The organism is Mycobacterium sp. IS-1590 (assembly GCF_001500025.1).
Lineage (GTDB): Bacteria > Actinomycetota > Actinomycetes > Mycobacteriales > Mycobacteriaceae > Mycobacterium.
This window is the reverse complement of record NZ_LQIW01000010.1, coordinates 78,995-95,480: the sequence shown is the minus strand read 5'-3', so window position 1 is coordinate 95,480 and position 16,486 is coordinate 78,995. Positions and strand designations below refer to the sequence as shown.

Here is a 16,486-nt window from a genome sequence, read left to right as displayed (position 1 = left end):
CCGCCAACGGGGCGGCCACACACCCCACCGTCGTTCGGGTCGCCTTCCCCGGCCCCGCGGCATTCCCCCCCTTCGTCGGGGACCCCCCCCCCGCGGGCCTCCCCCCCGCCCCCCCAGGGCGGATAGCCGCCCTGGGGCGGCGGTGGGTAGGCCGGAGGCGGTGGATACCCCGACGAAGGGTCGTATGCCGGCGGAGCCTGGTACGGCGACCCGAACGCGGGTGGCTGGTCTGCCGACCGCTTGGCCGTCGGATCGTCGCCCGAACCCGTCGTCGGGTCGGTCACCCAGGTCGGCGACTGCTCGATCGGCGGCGCCTCGTGGGCCGCAGACCCCTGCTCGGACGCACCCCCGTCGGATTCCGATGGTGCGTTTCGTGCTGCGTCCTCCCCGGGATTTGTCATGCTTGTCAACCTAGCGCAATTCTCGGGCACGATCGCTGCCATCGCGGCGTTGTCCCTTAGGAGACAGCAACTTTACGATTCGCGGCAAAGAGGAGATAGAGGACCGATGACCAGCCCGTTTCAACCTGGAGCAAATCCTGGCGCAACGCCGGGTGGCCCAAATTTGGGTCGCGGCCCCGCCGGTCTGCCCACGCCGCCGAAGGGGTGGCCCATCGGTTCGTATCCGACCTACGCCGAGGCGCAGCGCGCCGTGGATTACCTGTCGGACCAGGAGTTCCCCGTCCAGCAGGTGACGATCGTCGGCGTCGACCTCATGCAGGTAGAGCGGGTCACCGGCCGGCTGTCCTGGCCCAAGGTGCTCGGCGGCGGTGTGCTCACGGGTGCGTGGCTGGGCCTGTTCATCGGTCTGATTCTCGGGTTTTTCAGCACCAACCTGTTCGCAGCGCTGGCCACCGGCCTGATCGCCGGCGTCTTCTTCGGCCTCATCACATCGGCGATCCCGTATGCGATGGCGCGCGGCACAAGAGATTTCAGTTCTACGCTGCAACTGGTCGCGGGCCGCTACGACGTCCTGTGCGATCCGCAGAACGCTGAACGCGGGCGGGATCTGCTGGCGCGCTTGACCATCTGACGCCCACCCCTTTTTCGGCGAGCGTGCGGGTCTGCAGACGACATGCCGCACACAATGCGGATGTTGCGCACGCTCGCGATTGCGTAACGGTGCGCGCCGCGCGCCCCTGAGGTGTTGCAAACCACATGGTTGTGGCAATACGGTTTGCGCGCGGGAGATTCCCGCGACGTCGAGACGTGAGCCGCTCCGGCGGCGACATCGCGCGGAGGAGGCGGGTGGTGCGCTTCGCCAGCATGCGCGGGGGCCCACGGCGGATGGGTGCCGCGGCGATCGCTGCGCTGACGGCGGCGTCAGCGCTGACGGCGTGTGGTTCCGACAGCGGCGGCATCGTCATCAACTACTACACCCCCGCCAACGAGGCGCAGACTTTCACCGCCGTCGCCGAGCGGTGCAACGAACAGCTCGGCGGCCGCTTCACCATCAAGCAGATCAGCCTGCCGAAGAGCGCCGACGACCAACGCCTCCAGCTCGCGCGGCGCCTGACCGGAAACGACAGAAGCCTCGACGTCATGGCGCTCGACGTGGTGTGGACCGCCGAGTTCGCCGAGGCCGGGTGGGCGTTGCCGCTCTCCGATGATCCGGCCGGTCAAGCAGAGCCCGACGCGCGGGCCAACACGTTGCCGGGCCCGTTGGAAACCGCGACGTGGCAGGACAAGCTGTACGCCGCGCCGATCACCACCAACACCCAATTGCTGTGGTACCGAGCCGATCTGATGTCGGAGCCACCCGCGACTTGGGATGACATGGTGGCCGAGGCGACGCGCCTGCACGCCGCCGGTGAGCCGAGCTGGATTGCGGTACAAGGAAAGCAGTACGAGGGCCTGGTGGTGTGGTTCAACACCCTTCTCGAAAGTGCCGGCGGTCAGGTGCTTTCCGACGACGGCCAAACCGTCACGCTGACCGATACGCCCGAACACCGGGCCGCCACCGTCAAGGCGCTGCAGATCATCAAGAACGTCGCCACCGCACCCGGTGCGGACCCGTCGGTTACGCAGACCGACGAGACCACCGCACGGCTCGCACTCGAACAGGGCAAGGCGGCACTGGAAGTGAACTGGCCCTATGTGCTGCCGTCGCTGCTCGAGAACGCGATCAAGGGCGGGGTGTCGTTCCTACCGCTCAACGAAAACCCCTCGCTGGCCGGCAGCATCAGCGACGTCGGAACCTTCTCGCCGAGCGACGAACAGTTCGAGACCGCCTTCGAGGAGAGCAGGAAGGTGTTGGGGTTCGCCCTGTATCCGGGCGTGCGAGCGGGCGAGACGGCGAAGGTGACCATCGGCGGCCTCAACCTCGCCGTGGCGAAGACGACCCAGCACAAGGCCGAGGCGTTCGAAGCCATCAGATGTCTGCGCGACGTGGAGAACCAGAGGTACACCTCGGTCGAGGGCGGGCTGCCGGCGGTGCGCACGTCGCTGTACAGCGATCCGGCGTTTCAGGCGAAATATCCCCAGCACGAGATCATCCGCGAACAACTCACCAACGCCGCGGTGCGTCCCGCCACGCCGCAGTACCAAGCGGTTTCCACCCGCATCTCCACCACGCTGGCTCCGATCACCGACATCGACCCGGAGCGCACCGCCGACGAGCTGACCGAACAGGTGCAAAAGGCCATCGACGGTAAGGGGTTGATCCCGTGACCGCGCCACCGGCGGCCGCGACCGCACCGGCACCGAGCACGACCGGCAGCGACGACACCCGCTCGGAGCGGAAGCTGGCCTTCCTGCTGATCTCGCCCGCGGTCATATTGATGCTCGCGGTGACCGGCTACCCGATCGCCTACGCGGTCTGGCTGAGCCTGCAGCGCAACAACATGGCCGCACCCGACGACACCGAGTTCATCGGGCTTCAGAACTACGTCACCATCCTCACCGACCAGTACTGGTGGACAGCCTTTTTCGTCACGCTCGGCATCACCGTCGTCTCGGTGGCCATCGAATTCGTCCTCGGCATGGCGCTGGCGCTGGTGATGCACCGCACCATCTTCGGCAAGGGCGTCGTGCGAACGGCCATCCTCATCCCGTACGGAATCGTCACGGTCGCCGCGTCGTACAGCTGGTACTACGCGTGGACACCGGGCACCGGATACCTGGCGAACCTGCTGCCCGAGGGCAGTGCACCGCTGACCGAACAGCTTCCCTCGCTGGCGATCGTGGTGCTGGCCGAGGTGTGGAAGACGACGCCGTTCATGGCGCTGCTGCTGTTGGCCGGTTTGGCGCTGGTGCCGCAGGATCTGCTCAACGCCGCCCAGGTCGACGGCGCAGGCGCCTGGAAGCGGCTGACCAAGGTGATCCTGCCGCTGATCAAGCCCGCAATCCTGGTGGCGTTGCTGTTCCGCACGCTCGACGCGTTCCGCATCTTCGACAACATCTACATCCTCACCGGCGGGGCCAACAACACCGGTTCTGTGTCGATCCTGGGATACGACAACTTGTTCAAAGCGTTCAACGTCGGCCTCGGCTCGGCGATCAGCGTGCTGATCTTCCTGTGCGTGGCCATCATCGCGTTCATCTACATCAAGATCTTCGGTGCCGCGGCACCGGGGTCCACCGAGGAGAGTCGCTGATGGCTGAGCGCGTCGGTGCGTCGCGGGTGACCGGGTGGACGATCGTCAACGTGCTGGTCGTCGTATACGCGCTCTTCCCGGTGCTGTGGATTCTGTCCCTGTCGCTCAAGCCGACGTCAAGTGTCAAGGACGGCAAGCTGATTCCCGCCGAGATCACCTTCGACAACTACAAGGCGATATTCCAGGGCAACATCTTCACCTCTGCGCTGATCAACTCGATCGGTATCGGCCTGATCACCACCGCGATCGCGGTGGTGATCGGTGGGATGGCCGCCTACGCCGTCGCGCGACTCGACTTCCCGGGCAAGCAGCTGCTGATCGGCGTCGCGCTGCTGATCGCGATGTTCCCCCACATCTCGCTCGTCACACCGCTTTTCAACATCGAACGCGCGATCGGCCTGTTCGACACCTGGCCCGGCCTCATCATCCCGTACATCACCTTCGCGCTGCCGCTCGCGATCTACACGCTCTCGGCGTTCTTCCGGGAGATCCCCTGGGATCTGGAGAAGGCGGCCAAGATGGACGGTGCGACGCCTGCGCAGGCGTTCCGCAAGGTGATCGCCCCGCTAGCCGCGCCGGGCATCGTCACCGCCGCGATCCTGGTGTTCATCTTCGCGTGGAATGACCTGCTGCTGGCACTGTCGCTGACCGCCACCGAACGCGCCATCACCGCGCCGGTGGCCATCGCGAACTTCACCGGCAGTTCGCAGTTCGAGGAACCGACCGGATCGATCGCGGCGGGCGCGATGGTCATCACCATCCCGATCATCATCTTTGTTCTCATCTTCCAACGACGGATCGTCGCCGGGCTGACATCCGGTGCGGTGAAGGGGTAGTTCCATGGCCGAAATTGTGTTGGACCGGGTGACGAAGAGTTACCCCAACGGCGCGACGGCCGTCTCCGAGTTGTCGATGACGATCGCCGACGGCGAGTTCATCATCCTCGTCGGCCCGTCGGGATGCGGAAAGTCGACCACGCTCAACATGATCGCCGGGCTGGAGGACATCACCTCGGGTGAATTACGTATCGGCGGCGAGCGTGTCAACGAGAAGGCGCCCAAGGACCGCGACATCGCGATGGTCTTTCAGTCCTATGCGCTGTACCCCCACATGAGCGTTCGGCAGAACATCGCGTTCCCGCTCACGCTGGCCAAGCTGAAGAAGGACGAGATCGCCCGCAAGGTCGATGAGGCCGCGAGAATCCTTGACTTGAGCGAGCTTTTGGACCGCAAGCCGGGCCAGCTGTCCGGAGGTCAGCGGCAACGCGTGGCAATGGGGCGCGCGATCGTGCGTGATCCCAAGGCGTTCCTGATGGACGAGCCGCTGTCCAATCTGGACGCCAAGCTGCGTGTGCAGATGCGCGCGGAGATCGCCCGCCTGCAGGACAGATTGGGCACGACCACCGTCTATGTCACCCATGACCAGACCGAGGCGATGACGCTGGGCGATCGCGTGGTGGTGCTGCTCGCCGGGGTGGCCCAGCAGATCGGAACTCCCGAGGACCTCTACAACCGGCCCGCGAACCTGTTCGTCGCCGGCTTCATCGGTTCGCCGGCCATGAACTTCTTCCCCGCGACGATCACCGACGTCGGCGTGCGGTTGCCGTTCGGCGAGGTCACCCTCACCCAGGAGAACTACGACCTGCTGGCCCGCCGCAATGCGCCCAAGAACGTGATCGTCGGTGTCCGGCCCGAGCATTTCGAGGATGCCGCGGTGCTCGACGGGTATGCGCGTATTCGCGCCCTGACCTTCGACGTGAAGGTGGACATGGTCGAATCGCTGGGCGCCGACAGGTATCTCCACTTCAAAACCGAAGGCGCCGGGGCGCGTTCGGCCCAGCTCGCCGAGCTGGCCGCCGAGTCGGGTGTCGGCGAAAACGAGTTCGTGGCACGGGTTTCGGTCGATTCGACCGCCAAACAGGGAGACACGATTCAGTTGGCGTTCGACACCTCGAAGTTGGTGGTCTTCGATCCCGAGACGGGCAACAACCTCAGCCTGCCCGCTGCCGATTCACCCGAGTGATCGACGTTCCCGCGAAGGTCCGAACCCACCTGCGCGAGCATTTCGCTCGGCAGGGCATCGAATCCGAGCCCGACGAGGCCAGCGTCACGTTCCTGGGCACTGAGACCATCGACGTGCTGCGCTTCGGACCTGACTCCGGCGGCATCATGCACTATGTGTCACTGGGCTGTTCGCGTCATCCGATGTTCGACCCGACCGAGATGGTGACCGACGCCCTGCACGGTCCGCGCGCGGAGGTGGCGGTGGCCTTGCGTGGACCATCGCCGCGGGGGCTGCACCGGTCGATCGCCATCGTGGCCGCCGCGCCCGCGGTCGAAGGGCTCGTCCTGGCGCCCGATGCGTTGATCGACCTGGAGACACCGCTGTGGGAATCGACACCGTTCACCGCGTTCCTGTTGGGCGACAGCGCGATCGGCGATGTGCCGTTGGCCGACCCGCTGGAGCCGGTGAAGGTATTGGCGGCTACGCCGATCACCGCCACCGAAGCCGCGTGGGTACGCCTCAAGGGTGCCGACGCGATGCGCGAGGCGTGGCAGCAGGACGGTGTCGACGTGCTGGATCCGGCACGCCCGGCGGCCAAACCGAGCTGAGCTCCGCGTGAATCACGTTCCGGCAGAGGAAGATCGAGAAGGCGCCTGCGGGAATGCGATTTCGCGAGTTCACAGCCAGTGGTTGCGCCGAAACGCGCGGAACAGCAGACCGCAGATGACCACCATCAACAACAGCACCGCCGGATAGCCCCACGTCGCCGACAGTTCCGGCATGTGCTCGAAGTTCATACCGTAGATGCCGGCGATCGCCGTGGGCACGGCGGCGATCGCCACATAGGCCGAGATCTTGCGCATGTCGGTGTTCTGCTGCATGGCCACCTTGCCGACGGCCGCCTGCACCAGCGAGCTGAGCACCTCGTCGAAGCTGGCGATGCGATCGGAGGCCTTGATCGCGTGGTCGAGCACATCGCCCATGTACCGCAGGATCTCGACAGAGATCAGGTCGGCATGCTCAGAACCCAGACTCTGCAGGTCCGTGGCCAACGGGCCCACCGCACGGCGGAGTTCGACGATCTCGCGCTTGAGCAGATAAATGCACTCGATGTCGGTGCGGTTGGTCGGGGAGAAGACGTCCTCTTCCATCGCGTCGATGTCGCTTTCGATCGACTCGGTGACCTCGAGGTAGCCGTCGACGACGTGATCGGCGATCGCGTGCATCACCGCATAGGGCCCGAGCTCCAACAGGTGCGGCGAGGCCTCGAGGTGTTTGCGGACCCCGGCCAGCCCACCGTGTTCGCCGTGCCGCACGGTCACCACGAAGTCGGGTCCGACGAAGATCATGATCTCGCCGCTCTCGACGATCTCGCGGGCGTGCGCGATCGAGTCGTGTTCGACGTAGGTGACGGTCTTGAGGACGAGGAACAAGGTGTCGTCGTAGCGTTCCAGCTTCGGCCGCTGGTGTGCGTGCACCGCGTCCTCGACGGCGAGCGGGTGCAAACCGAAAACGTTCGCGACCGTCTGCATCTGGCGTTCGTCCGGGCCGTTCAAGCCGATCCAGACGAAGGCGTTCCTGCCTTCTCGGCGCAGCTCCTGGACCTTGTCCTGGGCCGCGTCGTGGGTGAAGCTTCCGGGCAGTCGAGTGCCGTCGCAATAGATGCCGCAATCCACGGTCGCGTGCGCCACCGGCACGCGGACCGGGTCGGCGGCCAGACCGTCGCGGCTGTTCTTCACGGCCGCACGTCGGGTCGTGAGCGCGGACTGAACGACGCCATCGGCGCAGCCTTCCTGAACGACGCACGCCCGGATTCGGGCCGTGGTCGATGCTACGCGGCTGGGCGCGTCGGCTGCCTGCTAGTTTCGTTCCCGACGCAATCCGCCCGCGGTGCGGGCAACGTACATCTGTCCAAGGAGCATCTGACGTGAGCACAACTCCCCTCAAGGTCGCAGTCACCGGTGCCGCCGGCCAGATCGGCTACAGCTTGCTGTTCCGCCTCGCGAGCGGATCACTGCTCGGCCCCGACCGGCCGGTCGAGCTGCGGCTCCTCGAGATCGAGCCGGCGCTCAAGGCGCTCGAGGGTGTGGTGATGGAGCTCGACGACTGCGCGTTCCCGCTTCTTGCCGGCGTGGAGATCGGCGCCGACGCGAACAAGATCTTCGACGGCGCCAATCTGGCGTTGCTCGTCGGCGCCCGCCCCCGCGGCCCGGGCATGGAGCGCAGCGACCTGCTCGAGGCCAACGGCGCGATCTTCACCGCCCAGGGCAAGGCCCTCAACGAGGTGGCCGCCGACGACGTGCGCATCGGGGTGACCGGTAACCCGGCCAACACCAACGCGCTCATCGCGATGTCCAACGCCCCCGACATCCCGCGCGAGCGGTTCTCGGCGCTGACCCGCCTCGATCACAACCGGGCGATCAGCCAGCTGGCCCGCAAGACCGGCGCCAAGGTCACCGACATCAAGAAGATGACGATCTGGGGCAACCACTCGGCCACCCAATACCCCGACATCTTCCACGCCGAGGTCGGCGGGAAGAACGCCGCCGAGGCCGTCAACGACCAGAACTGGATCGAGAACGATTTCATCCCGACCGTCGCCAAGCGCGGCGCGGCCATCATCGACGCGCGCGGTGCCTCCTCGGCGGCGTCGGCCGCATCGGCGACCGTCGACGCGGCCCGGGACTGGCTGCTGGGCACCCCGGCCGACGACTGGGTGTCGATGGCGGTGTACTCCGACGGTTCCTACGGTGTGCCGGAGGGTCTGATCTCGTCGTTCCCGGTGACGACGAAGGACGGCAACTGGTCGATCGTGCAGGGTCTGGACATCGACGACTTCTCCCGCAGCCGCATCGACAAGACGACGGCCGAGCTCGCCGACGAGCGCAAGGCGGTCACGGACCTCGGCCTGATCTGAGGCACCGGGCGATTAGGTTACCTACCAGTTCGTCGTTAACCTGGGCGCCGTGTCGCAAGCGGTGAGAGACCTTCCATTGACCGGATCCAATATCGTCCTCAGCGATGAGGAGATCTTCGCGGCCCACGTAGGCGGCAAGCTCTCGGTAGCGCTGAACGCGGCCCTCGACACCGAACGCGCGTTGTCAGTCGCCTACACCCCGGGCGTGGCCCAGGTCAGCCGCGCCATCGCGGCCGACCACACGCTGGCCGCCCGCTATACCTGGGCCAGCCGCATGGTGGCGGTGGTCAGCGACGGCAGCGCGGTGCTCGGCCTCGGTGACATCGGCCCGGCGGCGTCGCTGCCGGTGATGGAGGGTAAGAGCGCGCTGTTCAAGGCGTTCGCCGACCTGGATTCGATCCCGATCGTGCTCGACACCAAGGACACCGACGAGATCGTCGAGACCCTGGTGCGGCTGCGGCCGACGTTCGGGGCCGTCAACCTCGAAGACATCTCGGCACCGAGGTGCTTCGAGATCGAGCGACGCCTGGTCGAGGCGCTGGACTGCCCGGTCATGCACGACGATCAGCACGGCACCGCGATCGTCGTACTGGCCGCCCTGCTGGGCGCCGCCAAGGTCGTCGACCGCGGGATCGCCTCGCTTCGGGTCGTGGTCTCCGGCTGCGGCGCGGCAGGCATCGCGTGCGCGAAGATCCTGATGGCGGCGGGTGTCAGCGACATCACGCTGCTGGACTCGCAGGGCATCGTGCACAAGGGCCGCCACGACCTCAACTCCTACAAGGCCGAGCTGGCGCAGTCGACCAACCCGCGCGGGCTGACCGGCGGAATCGCCGAGGCGCTCGAGGGTGCCGACGTGTTCCTCGGCCTGTCCGCGGGCGTCGTGCCCGCCGACCTGATCGCCTCGATGGCGCCGGATTCGATCGTGTTCGCGCTGTCGAACCCGGACCCGGAGATCCATCCCGACGACGCGAGCAGGTACGCGGCCGTGGTCGCCACCGGTCGAAGCGACTTCCCGAATCAGATCAACAACGTGCTCGCGTTCCCCGGGGTGTTCCGCGGTGCGCTCGATGCCGGTGCGCGCCGCATCACCGAGCGGATGAAGGTCGCGGCCGCCGAGGCGATCTTCTCCGTGGTCGGCGACGACCTCGCACCCGATCGGATCGTGCCCAGCGTGCTCGACCCCCGGGTCGCACCCGCCGTCGCGCAGGCGGTCGCCGGCGCGTCCAGCGACGCGTCGGGAGGCTAGTCGCCAGTGGGCCGGCGGCTGGCGCTGGCGCTCGCCGCGGTGATCGTGGCGGGCGCCGCCGCCTGCGGCGGGGACACCGAGCGGCCGTCGATCGCCGTCGGCGCCACCGCCGATCCCGAGTCGACGTTGATCGCCCACCTCTACGCGGCCGCGCTGCGCTCGTACGGCAGCCCCGCCCACGTCAAGATCGAGGACGACCCGCTGACGGGGCTGGACTCCGGGGCCCTTCGTGTCGTCCCCGGGTTGACCGGCCGGTTGCTGCACAGGTTCAACCCCGAGTCGGCGGCACGCGCGCCGACGCAGGTGTATCGCGAGATGGTCTCCGCGCTGCCCGAGGGCGTCGCCGCGGGCGACTACACCACGTCGGCGGAGGACAAGCCTGCGCTCGCGGTGAGCGAGGTGACCGCCGAGAAGTGGGACGGGCGCGACGTCACCGTCGCGGTACGCAACTGCGACGGGCTGACCATCGCCGCGGTGGCTGATGCGCCGCGTCCCGCCGCGATCGGCACGTGCACACCCAAGGTGGTTGAATTCCCCGACAGCGCAGCGGCTTTCGGCGCGGTGCGCTCCGGCCGGCTTCCCGCCGCGTGGACGACGACAGCGGCGCCGGGCATTCCGCCCGAACTGCTGATGCTGTCGGACCGCACGTCGCTGATCCGCGCCGAGAACTTGGTGCCGCTGTCTCGTCGCAACGAGCTCAACGAGTCACAGGTGCTCGCGCTCAACGAGGTCGCCGGCGTGCTGGACACCGCGGCGCTGGCCGAGATGCGCGCCGAGGTCGCCGACGGTGCGGATCCAGGCCACGTGGCCGACGCGTTCCTCGCCGAACATCCGCTCGGCGACTCCTAGCTTCATCGCCGAAACTGAAGATACTCGTCAAGAAATCGCGGAACTTCGCGCAAAGCTTCAGTTTCGGTGCGGGCGAATCAGTGCGCGTTGGGCACCAGACGCTTCATGACCGTCAGGAACAGTCGCTGATACCCCGACCCGGTGAGCCGAACGATCGCGTCGAGGACCTTCGCGTCGGCCCCGACCAGCACCCGCGCCCGGTTCTTGCGGACGCCGTCGAGGATGATCTTCGCGGCCTCCTCGGGCGTGGTCCGCGTCAGCCTGGTGTCGAACGTCTTGGTCAGGCCTTCGCGGTCGACGCCCTCGGCGGCCGTGGAATTGCGCATGATCGCCGTCTTGATCCCACCGGGGTGGATCGTCGTCACCTTGACCGGGTGACCCGACGCCTGCATCTCCTGGCGCAGCGCCTCGGTGAACCCGCGGACCGCGAACTTCGCCGAGTTGTAGGCCGCCTGGCCCGGCACCGAGAAGATGCCGAACAGGCTGGAGACGTTGACGACGTGCCCGTCGCCCGAGGCGATCAGGTGCGGCAGGAACGCTTTGGTGCCGTTGACGACGCCCCAGAAGTCGACGTCCATCACCCGCTCGATGTCCTTGTACGGGGTCACCTCGACATCGCCGACATACGCGATGCCGGCGTTGTTGTAGATCTGGTTGACCTTGCCGAAGTGCTCGACCACCGCGTCGGCGTACAGCTCGAACGCTTCACGCTCGGTGACGTCGAGGCGGTCGGTCTTCACCGGCGCGCCGATCGCCTTCAGCCGCTCCTCGGTGGCCGCCAGACCTTCGGCGTCGACGTCGCTGATGGCGACGCTCGCGCCCGATTTGGCCAGCTCGATCGCCAGCGCCTGTCCGATACCCGACCCGGCGCCGGTCACCACGGCGACCTTTCCGGCGAAGCCCTGCATAACCACTCCTCGTGTTGTAGCCGTCACGAGGTTAGCCGGAACCGCCGGTCCGCCCACTAACGGGTTGATCCCACGCACGTGGTGCGGGCAATCAACCCGTTAAGGCCCGCCTGGCCGAACGCTCAAGCGAACGCCGCCGCTGCTCGGCATCCGCCAAGCCGCCTCCGCCCTCAGGCGAACGCCTCGTCGATGATCTCCTGCTGCTCGACGGCGTGCACCTTCGACGAGCCCGACGACGGCGCCGACATGGCCCGCCGCGAGACGCGCGTGATGCCGGTCAGCTTCTCCGGCAGCACCTCGGGCAACGTGAGACCGAACGTCGGCCACGGGCCCTGGTTCGCCGGTTCCTCCTGCACCCAGAAGTACTGCTCGACGTTGGGGTAGCGGTCCAGCGTCTCGGCCAGCCGACGGCGCGGCAGCGGGGCGAGCTGTTCGACGCGCACGATCGCCACGTCGTCGCGCTGATCCTTGTTCTTGCGGGCGGCCAGCTCGTAGTAGAGCTTGCCGCTGCACAACAGCATCCGCTTGGCCTGGCTGCGATCCCCGTCGCCGTCGGTGTAGGTCGGCTCCTCGAGCACCGAACGGAACTTCTGCTCGGTGAAGTCGCGGATGTCGCTGACGGCCGCCTTGTTCCGCAGCATCGACTTCGGCGTGAACACGATGAGAGGCCGGTGAATCCCGTCCAGGGCGTGACGCCGCAGCAGGTGGAAATAGTTCGCAGGCGTGGACGGCATCGCGATCGTCATCGACCCCTCGGCCCACAACAGCAGGAACCGCTCGATGCGTCCGGAGGTGTGGTCGGGACCCTGGCCCTCATGCCCGTGCGGCAGCAGCAGCACGACGTCCGAACGCTGGCCCCACTTGGCCTCACCGGAGCTGATGAACTCGTCGATGATCGACTGCGCACCGTTGATGAAGTCGCCGAACTGCGCCTCCCACAACACCATCGCGTCCGGGTTGCCCACCGAGTAGCCGTACTCGAAGCCGACGGCCGCGAACTCCGACAGCGGCGAGTCGTACACCATGAACCGGCCGCCGGTCGGGTTGCCGTCCTTGTCGACGGTCAACAGATCCAGCGGGGTGAACTCCTGACCGGTCTTGCGGTCGATGATCACCGAATGGCGCTGGGTGAACGTGCCGCGGCGGGTGTCCTGACCCGACAGCCGCACGGTCTTGCCCTCGGCGATCAACGAACCGAGCGCAAGCAGCTCGGCGAACGCCCAGTCGACCTTGCCCTCGTAGGCCATCTCGCGGCGCTTCTCCAGCACCGGCTTGACACGCGGGTGCACGTTGAAGTCCTCGGGCACCGACAGATGCGCGTCGCCGATCCGCGCCAGCAGCGACTTGTCCACGGCGGTGTTCGTGCCGGCAGGCACCATCTGGTCGGCTTCCACCGAGGCGCTCGGTTCGATCTCGTGTTTCTCGAGTTCGCGCACCTCGTTGAAGACCCGTTCCAACTGGCCCTGGTAGTCGCGCAGCGCGTCCTCGGCCTCTTTCATCGAGATGTCGCCGCGGCCGATCAGCGCTTCGGTGTAGCTCTTGCGCACGCCGCGTTTGACGTCGATCGCGTCGTACATCCGCGGTTGCGTCATCGACGGGTCGTCACCCTCGTTGTGTCCGCGACGGCGGTAGCACAGCATGTCGATGACGACGTCCTTGTGGAACTTCTGCCGGAAGTCGACCGCCAGCCGGGCCACCCAGGCAGCGGCCTCGGGGTCGTCGCCGTTGACGTGGAAGATCGGCGCACCGACCATCTTCGCGACATCGGTGCAGTACTCCGAGGACTTGGCGTCGGACGGCGATGTAGTGAAACCAATCTGGTTGTTGACGATGATGTGGATCGTCCCGCCGGTGCGGTATCCCCGCAGCAGCGCCAGGTTCAGCGTCTCGGCCACCACGCCCTGGCCGGCGAACGCGGCGTCGCCGTGCAGCATCAGCGGCACGACGCTGAACGCTCCGACGCCCTCGCCGTCGCCGTCGCCCTTGTCGATCACGTCCTGCTTGGCACGCACCAGGCCCTCCAGGACCGGGTCGACGGCTTCGAGGTGCGACGGGTTGGCCACCAGCGACACGTCGATGTCGTTGTCGCCGAACATCTGAATGAAGGTGCCGGACGCGCCGAGGTGATACTTCACATCACCGGAACCGTGCGCCTGCGACGGGTTCAGATTCCCCTCGAACTCCGAGAAGATCTGCGAGTACGGCTTGCCGACGATGTTGGCCAGCACGTTGAGCCGTCCGCGGTGCGGCATCGCGATCACGACCTCGTCGAGGCCATGCTCGGCGCACTGGTCGATCACCGCGTCCATGGTCGGAATGACCGTTTCGGCGCCCTCCAACGAGAAGCGTTTCTGGCCAACGTATTTGGTCTGCAGGAACGTCTCGAACGCCTCGGCCGCATTGAGCTTGCTCAGGATGTACTTCTGCTCGGCGACCGTCGGCTTCTCGTGCTTCTTCTCGATGCGGTCCTGCAGCCACTGCTGTTGTTCGGGTTCGAGGATGTGGGTGTACTCGACGCCGATGTGGCGGCAGTACGAGTCGCGCAGCAGCCCGAGAACACTGCGCAGTTTCTTCTGCTCGGCGCCGGCGAAACCGTTGACCTTGAACTCGCGATCCAGATCCCACAACGTCAGCCCGTGCGTGAGCACATCGAGGTCCGGGTGGCTGCGGAACCGGTTCTTGTCCAACCGCAACGGGTCGATGTCGGCCATCAGGTGACCGCGGTTGCGGTACGCGGCGATCAGCTCGATCACCCGCGCGTTCTTGTCCTCGATCGAGTCGGGGTTGTCGGTGCGCCAGCGCACCGGCTCGTACGGGATTCCGAGTTCGCGGAAGATCTCGTCGAAGAAGTCGTCGTCGAGCAGCAGCTGGTGCACGGTGCGCAGGAAGTCGCCGGACTCCGCGCCCTGGATGATGCGGTGGTCGTAGGTCGACGTCAACGTCACCAGCTTGCCGACACCAAGCTCGGCGATGCGCTCCTCGCTCGCACCCTGGAACTCGGCCGGGTACTCCATCGCGCCCACGCCGATGATCGCGCCCTGACCCCGCATCAGCCGCGGCACCGAGTGCACGGTGCCGATGGTGCCGGGGTTGGTCAACGAAATCGTCACGCCGCCGAAGTCATCGGCGGTCAGCTTGCCGTTGCGGGCCCGCCGCACGATGTCCTCGTAGGCGGCGATGAACTGGCCGAACGACATGTTCTCGGCGGCCTTGATACCCGCCACCACCAACTGGCGGCTGCCGCCCTTGCCCTGCAGGTCGATCGCCAGGCCGAGCGTGACGTGTTCGGGCGTCACCGCGTTCGGCTTGCCGTCGATCTCGGCGAAGTGGCGGTTCATGTTGGGGAACTCTTTGACCGCCTGCACGACGGCGTACCCGATGAGGTGGGTGAACGAGATCTTCCCGCCGCGGGTCCGCTTGAGGTGGTTGTTGATGACGATCCGGTTGTCGATCATCAACTTGGCCGGGATCGCGCGGACGCTGGTCGCGGTCGGAACGTCCAGCGAGGCCGCCATGTTCTTCACGACGGCCGCGGCGGCCCCCCGCAGCACCTGGGTCTCGTCGCCGCCCGAATCCTTGTCCCCGGCACCCCCGGCGCCCTTGTCTTTGGTCTCCGACTTCTTGGCCGACTCCTTGGGCGCCGACTCCTTCGCGGGCTCCTTGGGCTTGGCGGGCGCCTTGGCCGGTGTCGACGACTTCGGCGTCTTGCTCTCAGACGCGTCGGACTCCTCGGACTCCTTGGCCTTCGTCTCCTTGGTGGCGGTCTCCTTGGCGGGCCGGGCGGCGCCGTTGCCGTCGGACTGCTTGGGCGCGGGTGCGGGCGCCGGCTCCGGCGGGCTCACCGGCCCCGCGCTGCGCTGACCGTTCCCGCTGCGGGCCGGACTCTCTGAGGTCGGCTCAGGGGAGTAGTCGACAAGGAACTCATGCCAACTGGGATCTACCGACGAGGGATCCTCGCGGAACTTGCGATACATCTCCTCGACCAACCACTCGTTCTGTCCGAATGGTGAAGGTGAGCTCACGGTAGCTACTCGCCTCGATTCTTCGCTTCACGCGAGCGCATCTCAGCACTCGCCAGGTTCTGTACGGATTACCCGCAATCCGCCGACTAAAGGCTAGCGCCGAAGCACCGGCCAGACCACGACAACGACCTTCCCGGTCACATGCTGCTAATCCCTGGGCGCGGGCAACACGTGCAGCACCGTCGGCCACCGCGGTGGCGGAGGGCCGAACGCGCTGCGCGCGTTGCCGATGATTCGCTTACCCATCAGGCGGTTGCCCACCCCGCCGACGATCGCGCCGACGCCGACCGGCAACGTCTTGCCGAACGCCAGTGCGCCTCGCTTGAGGGTGTAGCGCTTGACGAAATACCTCAGCAGCCGCGAGTTCAGTTGCGACAGCGCGGGCAGCGGCAGGGTGGCGGCCCCGTCGGCGACCCAGGCGCCGCGGGTCCGGCCGCCGCCGACCAGGTCGGCGATCGCACGCTTGCTGTCCTCGCCGACCAGCACGGCCAGCACCAGCGCCCGACGCCGCTCCTGGTGCTCGGCCGGGATGCCGTGCACCTCGGCGACGGCAAGCACGTACAACGCCGTCGCCTCCAGGAAGACGACCGTCTCGCCGGCCACCGACGCCATCGCGGTCAGCGTGCCGATTCCGGGAAACGCCGCGGCCGACCCGACGGCGGCGCCGCTCGCCATCACCGCGCTCAGGTAGCGCTTCTCGAGTTTGTCGATCACCTCGGCCGGCGTCGCGTGCGGGTTCTGCTCGCGCAGCCGGTCGACGTAGGCCTTGACCGCGGGAGCCTGCACGCGCGACCCGCGCTCAATGATGCGGGAAAGCGCCTTGGCGGCGACGCTCGGATCCTCGGCGGAGCCATCGCTGACCGCCGGCGACTGGCTTTTGGCCTTCGACCGGGCACTCATGGGGGCCTCCTGTCCGAACGACTCGTTTCAGGCTATCGCTTGGGC

Annotated in this window: 13 protein-coding genes and 1 pseudogene; 9 read left to right on the top strand and 5 right to left on the bottom strand. The window is 66.9% G+C overall.

Translation table 11 applies throughout. The features are described 5' to 3' along the window. Positions 1–401 (bottom strand): annotated as a pseudogene (locus tag AU197_RS26610) (DUF4190 domain-containing protein); the annotation flags it as partial. 106 nt (positions 402–507) lie between these two features. Here AU197_RS26610 and AU197_RS08965 point away from each other — a divergent pair. The 6 genes from AU197_RS08965 to AU197_RS08940 all read left to right on the top strand — a co-directional run bounded on the left by AU197_RS08965 (position 508) and on the right by AU197_RS08940 (position 6,207). After that, positions 508–1,032: a YflT domain-containing protein gene (locus AU197_RS08965; RefSeq protein ID WP_064402182.1), complete on the top strand. Its 525-nt coding sequence runs from the start codon at positions 508–510 to the stop codon at positions 1,030–1,032. 233 nt (positions 1,033–1,265) lie between these two features. Next, complete coding sequence (locus tag AU197_RS08960; protein WP_064402199.1) at positions 1,266–2,669, top strand: ABC transporter substrate-binding protein; 1,404 nt, start codon at positions 1,266–1,268, stop codon at positions 2,667–2,669. Continuing rightward, a complete protein-coding gene (locus AU197_RS08955; RefSeq protein WP_064402181.1) occupies positions 2,666–3,595 on the top strand; it encodes a carbohydrate ABC transporter permease in 930 nt (309 codons plus the stop codon). The genes AU197_RS08960 and AU197_RS08955 overlap by 4 nt, the downstream gene beginning before the upstream one ends. Then, a complete protein-coding gene (locus AU197_RS08950) occupies positions 3,595–4,431 on the top strand; it encodes a carbohydrate ABC transporter permease (protein ID WP_064402180.1) in 837 nt (278 codons plus the stop codon). Before AU197_RS08955 ends, AU197_RS08950 begins: the two co-directional genes overlap by 1 nt. A 4-nt stretch (positions 4,432–4,435) precedes the next feature. Continuing rightward, on the top strand, positions 4,436–5,617 hold the full coding sequence (locus tag AU197_RS08945) for an ABC transporter ATP-binding protein (protein WP_064402179.1): 1,182 nt from the start codon (positions 4,436–4,438) through the stop codon (positions 5,615–5,617). Continuing rightward, positions 5,614–6,207 (top strand): suppressor of fused domain protein, encoded by a 594-nt coding sequence (locus tag AU197_RS08940; protein WP_064402178.1) that lies wholly within the window; start codon positions 5,614–5,616, stop codon positions 6,205–6,207. The genes AU197_RS08945 and AU197_RS08940 overlap by 4 nt, the downstream gene beginning before the upstream one ends. 69 nt (positions 6,208–6,276) lie before the next feature. Here AU197_RS08940 and corA read toward each other — a convergent pair whose 3' ends face one another. Beyond that, positions 6,277–7,338, bottom strand: coding sequence for a magnesium/cobalt transporter CorA (corA, locus tag AU197_RS08935; protein ID WP_064402177.1), 1,062 nt, complete (start codon positions 7,336–7,338; stop codon positions 6,277–6,279). A gap of 188 nt (positions 7,339–7,526) precedes the next feature. Between corA and AU197_RS08930 the strand changes: the two genes are divergently transcribed. Genes AU197_RS08930 through AU197_RS08920 form a run of 3 tightly spaced genes read left to right on the top strand, consistent with a single transcriptional unit; the run spans position 7,527 to position 10,611 of the window. Next, complete coding sequence (locus AU197_RS08930; RefSeq protein WP_064402176.1) at positions 7,527–8,516, top strand: malate dehydrogenase; 990 nt, start codon at positions 7,527–7,529, stop codon at positions 8,514–8,516. 49 nt (positions 8,517–8,565) lie between these two features. After that, entirely contained in the window at positions 8,566–9,762 is a 1,197-nt protein-coding gene (locus AU197_RS08925) for an NAD(P)-dependent malic enzyme (protein WP_197415497.1), read from the top strand. A gap of 6 nt (positions 9,763–9,768) precedes the next feature. Then, positions 9,769–10,611, top strand: a complete 843-nt coding sequence (locus tag AU197_RS08920) for a glycine betaine ABC transporter substrate-binding protein (protein WP_064402175.1) — start codon at positions 9,769–9,771, stop codon at positions 10,609–10,611. Positions 10,612–10,688: 77 nt separating this feature from the next. Here AU197_RS08920 and AU197_RS08915 read toward each other — a convergent pair whose 3' ends face one another. The 3 genes from AU197_RS08915 to AU197_RS08905 form a co-directional block, all read right to left on the bottom strand. Beyond that, on the bottom strand, positions 10,689–11,519 hold the full coding sequence (locus AU197_RS08915) for an SDR family NAD(P)-dependent oxidoreductase (RefSeq protein ID WP_064402174.1): 831 nt from the start codon (positions 11,517–11,519) through the stop codon (positions 10,689–10,691). 170 nt (positions 11,520–11,689) lie between these two features. Further along, entirely contained in the window at positions 11,690–15,493 is a 3,804-nt protein-coding gene (locus AU197_RS08910; RefSeq protein WP_231744873.1) for a multifunctional oxoglutarate decarboxylase/oxoglutarate dehydrogenase thiamine pyrophosphate-binding subunit/dihydrolipoyllysine-residue succinyltransferase subunit, read from the bottom strand. Positions 15,494–15,688: 195 nt separating this feature from the next. Then, positions 15,689–16,441: a hypothetical protein gene (locus AU197_RS08905; protein ID WP_064402172.1), complete on the bottom strand. Its 753-nt coding sequence runs from the start codon at positions 16,439–16,441 to the stop codon at positions 15,689–15,691. Positions 16,442–16,486 lie beyond the last annotated feature (45 nt).

Excerpts from the sequence above, each read along its gene's own strand:
- AU197_RS08965 (WP_064402182.1), top strand. The coding sequence starts at position 508 with ATGACCAGCCCGTTTCAACCTGGAGCAAATCCTGGCGCAACGCCGGGT.
- AU197_RS08960 (WP_064402199.1), top strand. The coding sequence starts at position 1,266 with ATGCGCGGGGGCCCACGGCGGATGGGTGCCGCGGCGATCGCTGCGCTG.
- AU197_RS08950 (WP_064402180.1), top strand. The coding sequence starts at position 3,595 with ATGGCTGAGCGCGTCGGTGCGTCGCGGGTGACCGGGTGGACGATCGTC.
- AU197_RS08945 (WP_064402179.1), top strand. The coding sequence starts at position 4,436 with ATGGCCGAAATTGTGTTGGACCGGGTGACGAAGAGTTACCCCAACGGC.
- AU197_RS08915 (WP_064402174.1), bottom strand. The coding sequence starts at position 11,519 with ATGCAGGGCTTCGCCGGAAAGGTCGCCGTGGTGACCGGCGCCGGGTCG.
- AU197_RS08910 (WP_231744873.1), bottom strand. The coding sequence starts at position 15,493 with ATGTATCGCAAGTTCCGCGAGGATCCCTCGTCGGTAGATCCCAGTTGG.
- AU197_RS08905 (WP_064402172.1), bottom strand. The coding sequence starts at position 16,441 with ATGAGTGCCCGGTCGAAGGCCAAAAGCCAGTCGCCGGCGGTCAGCGAT.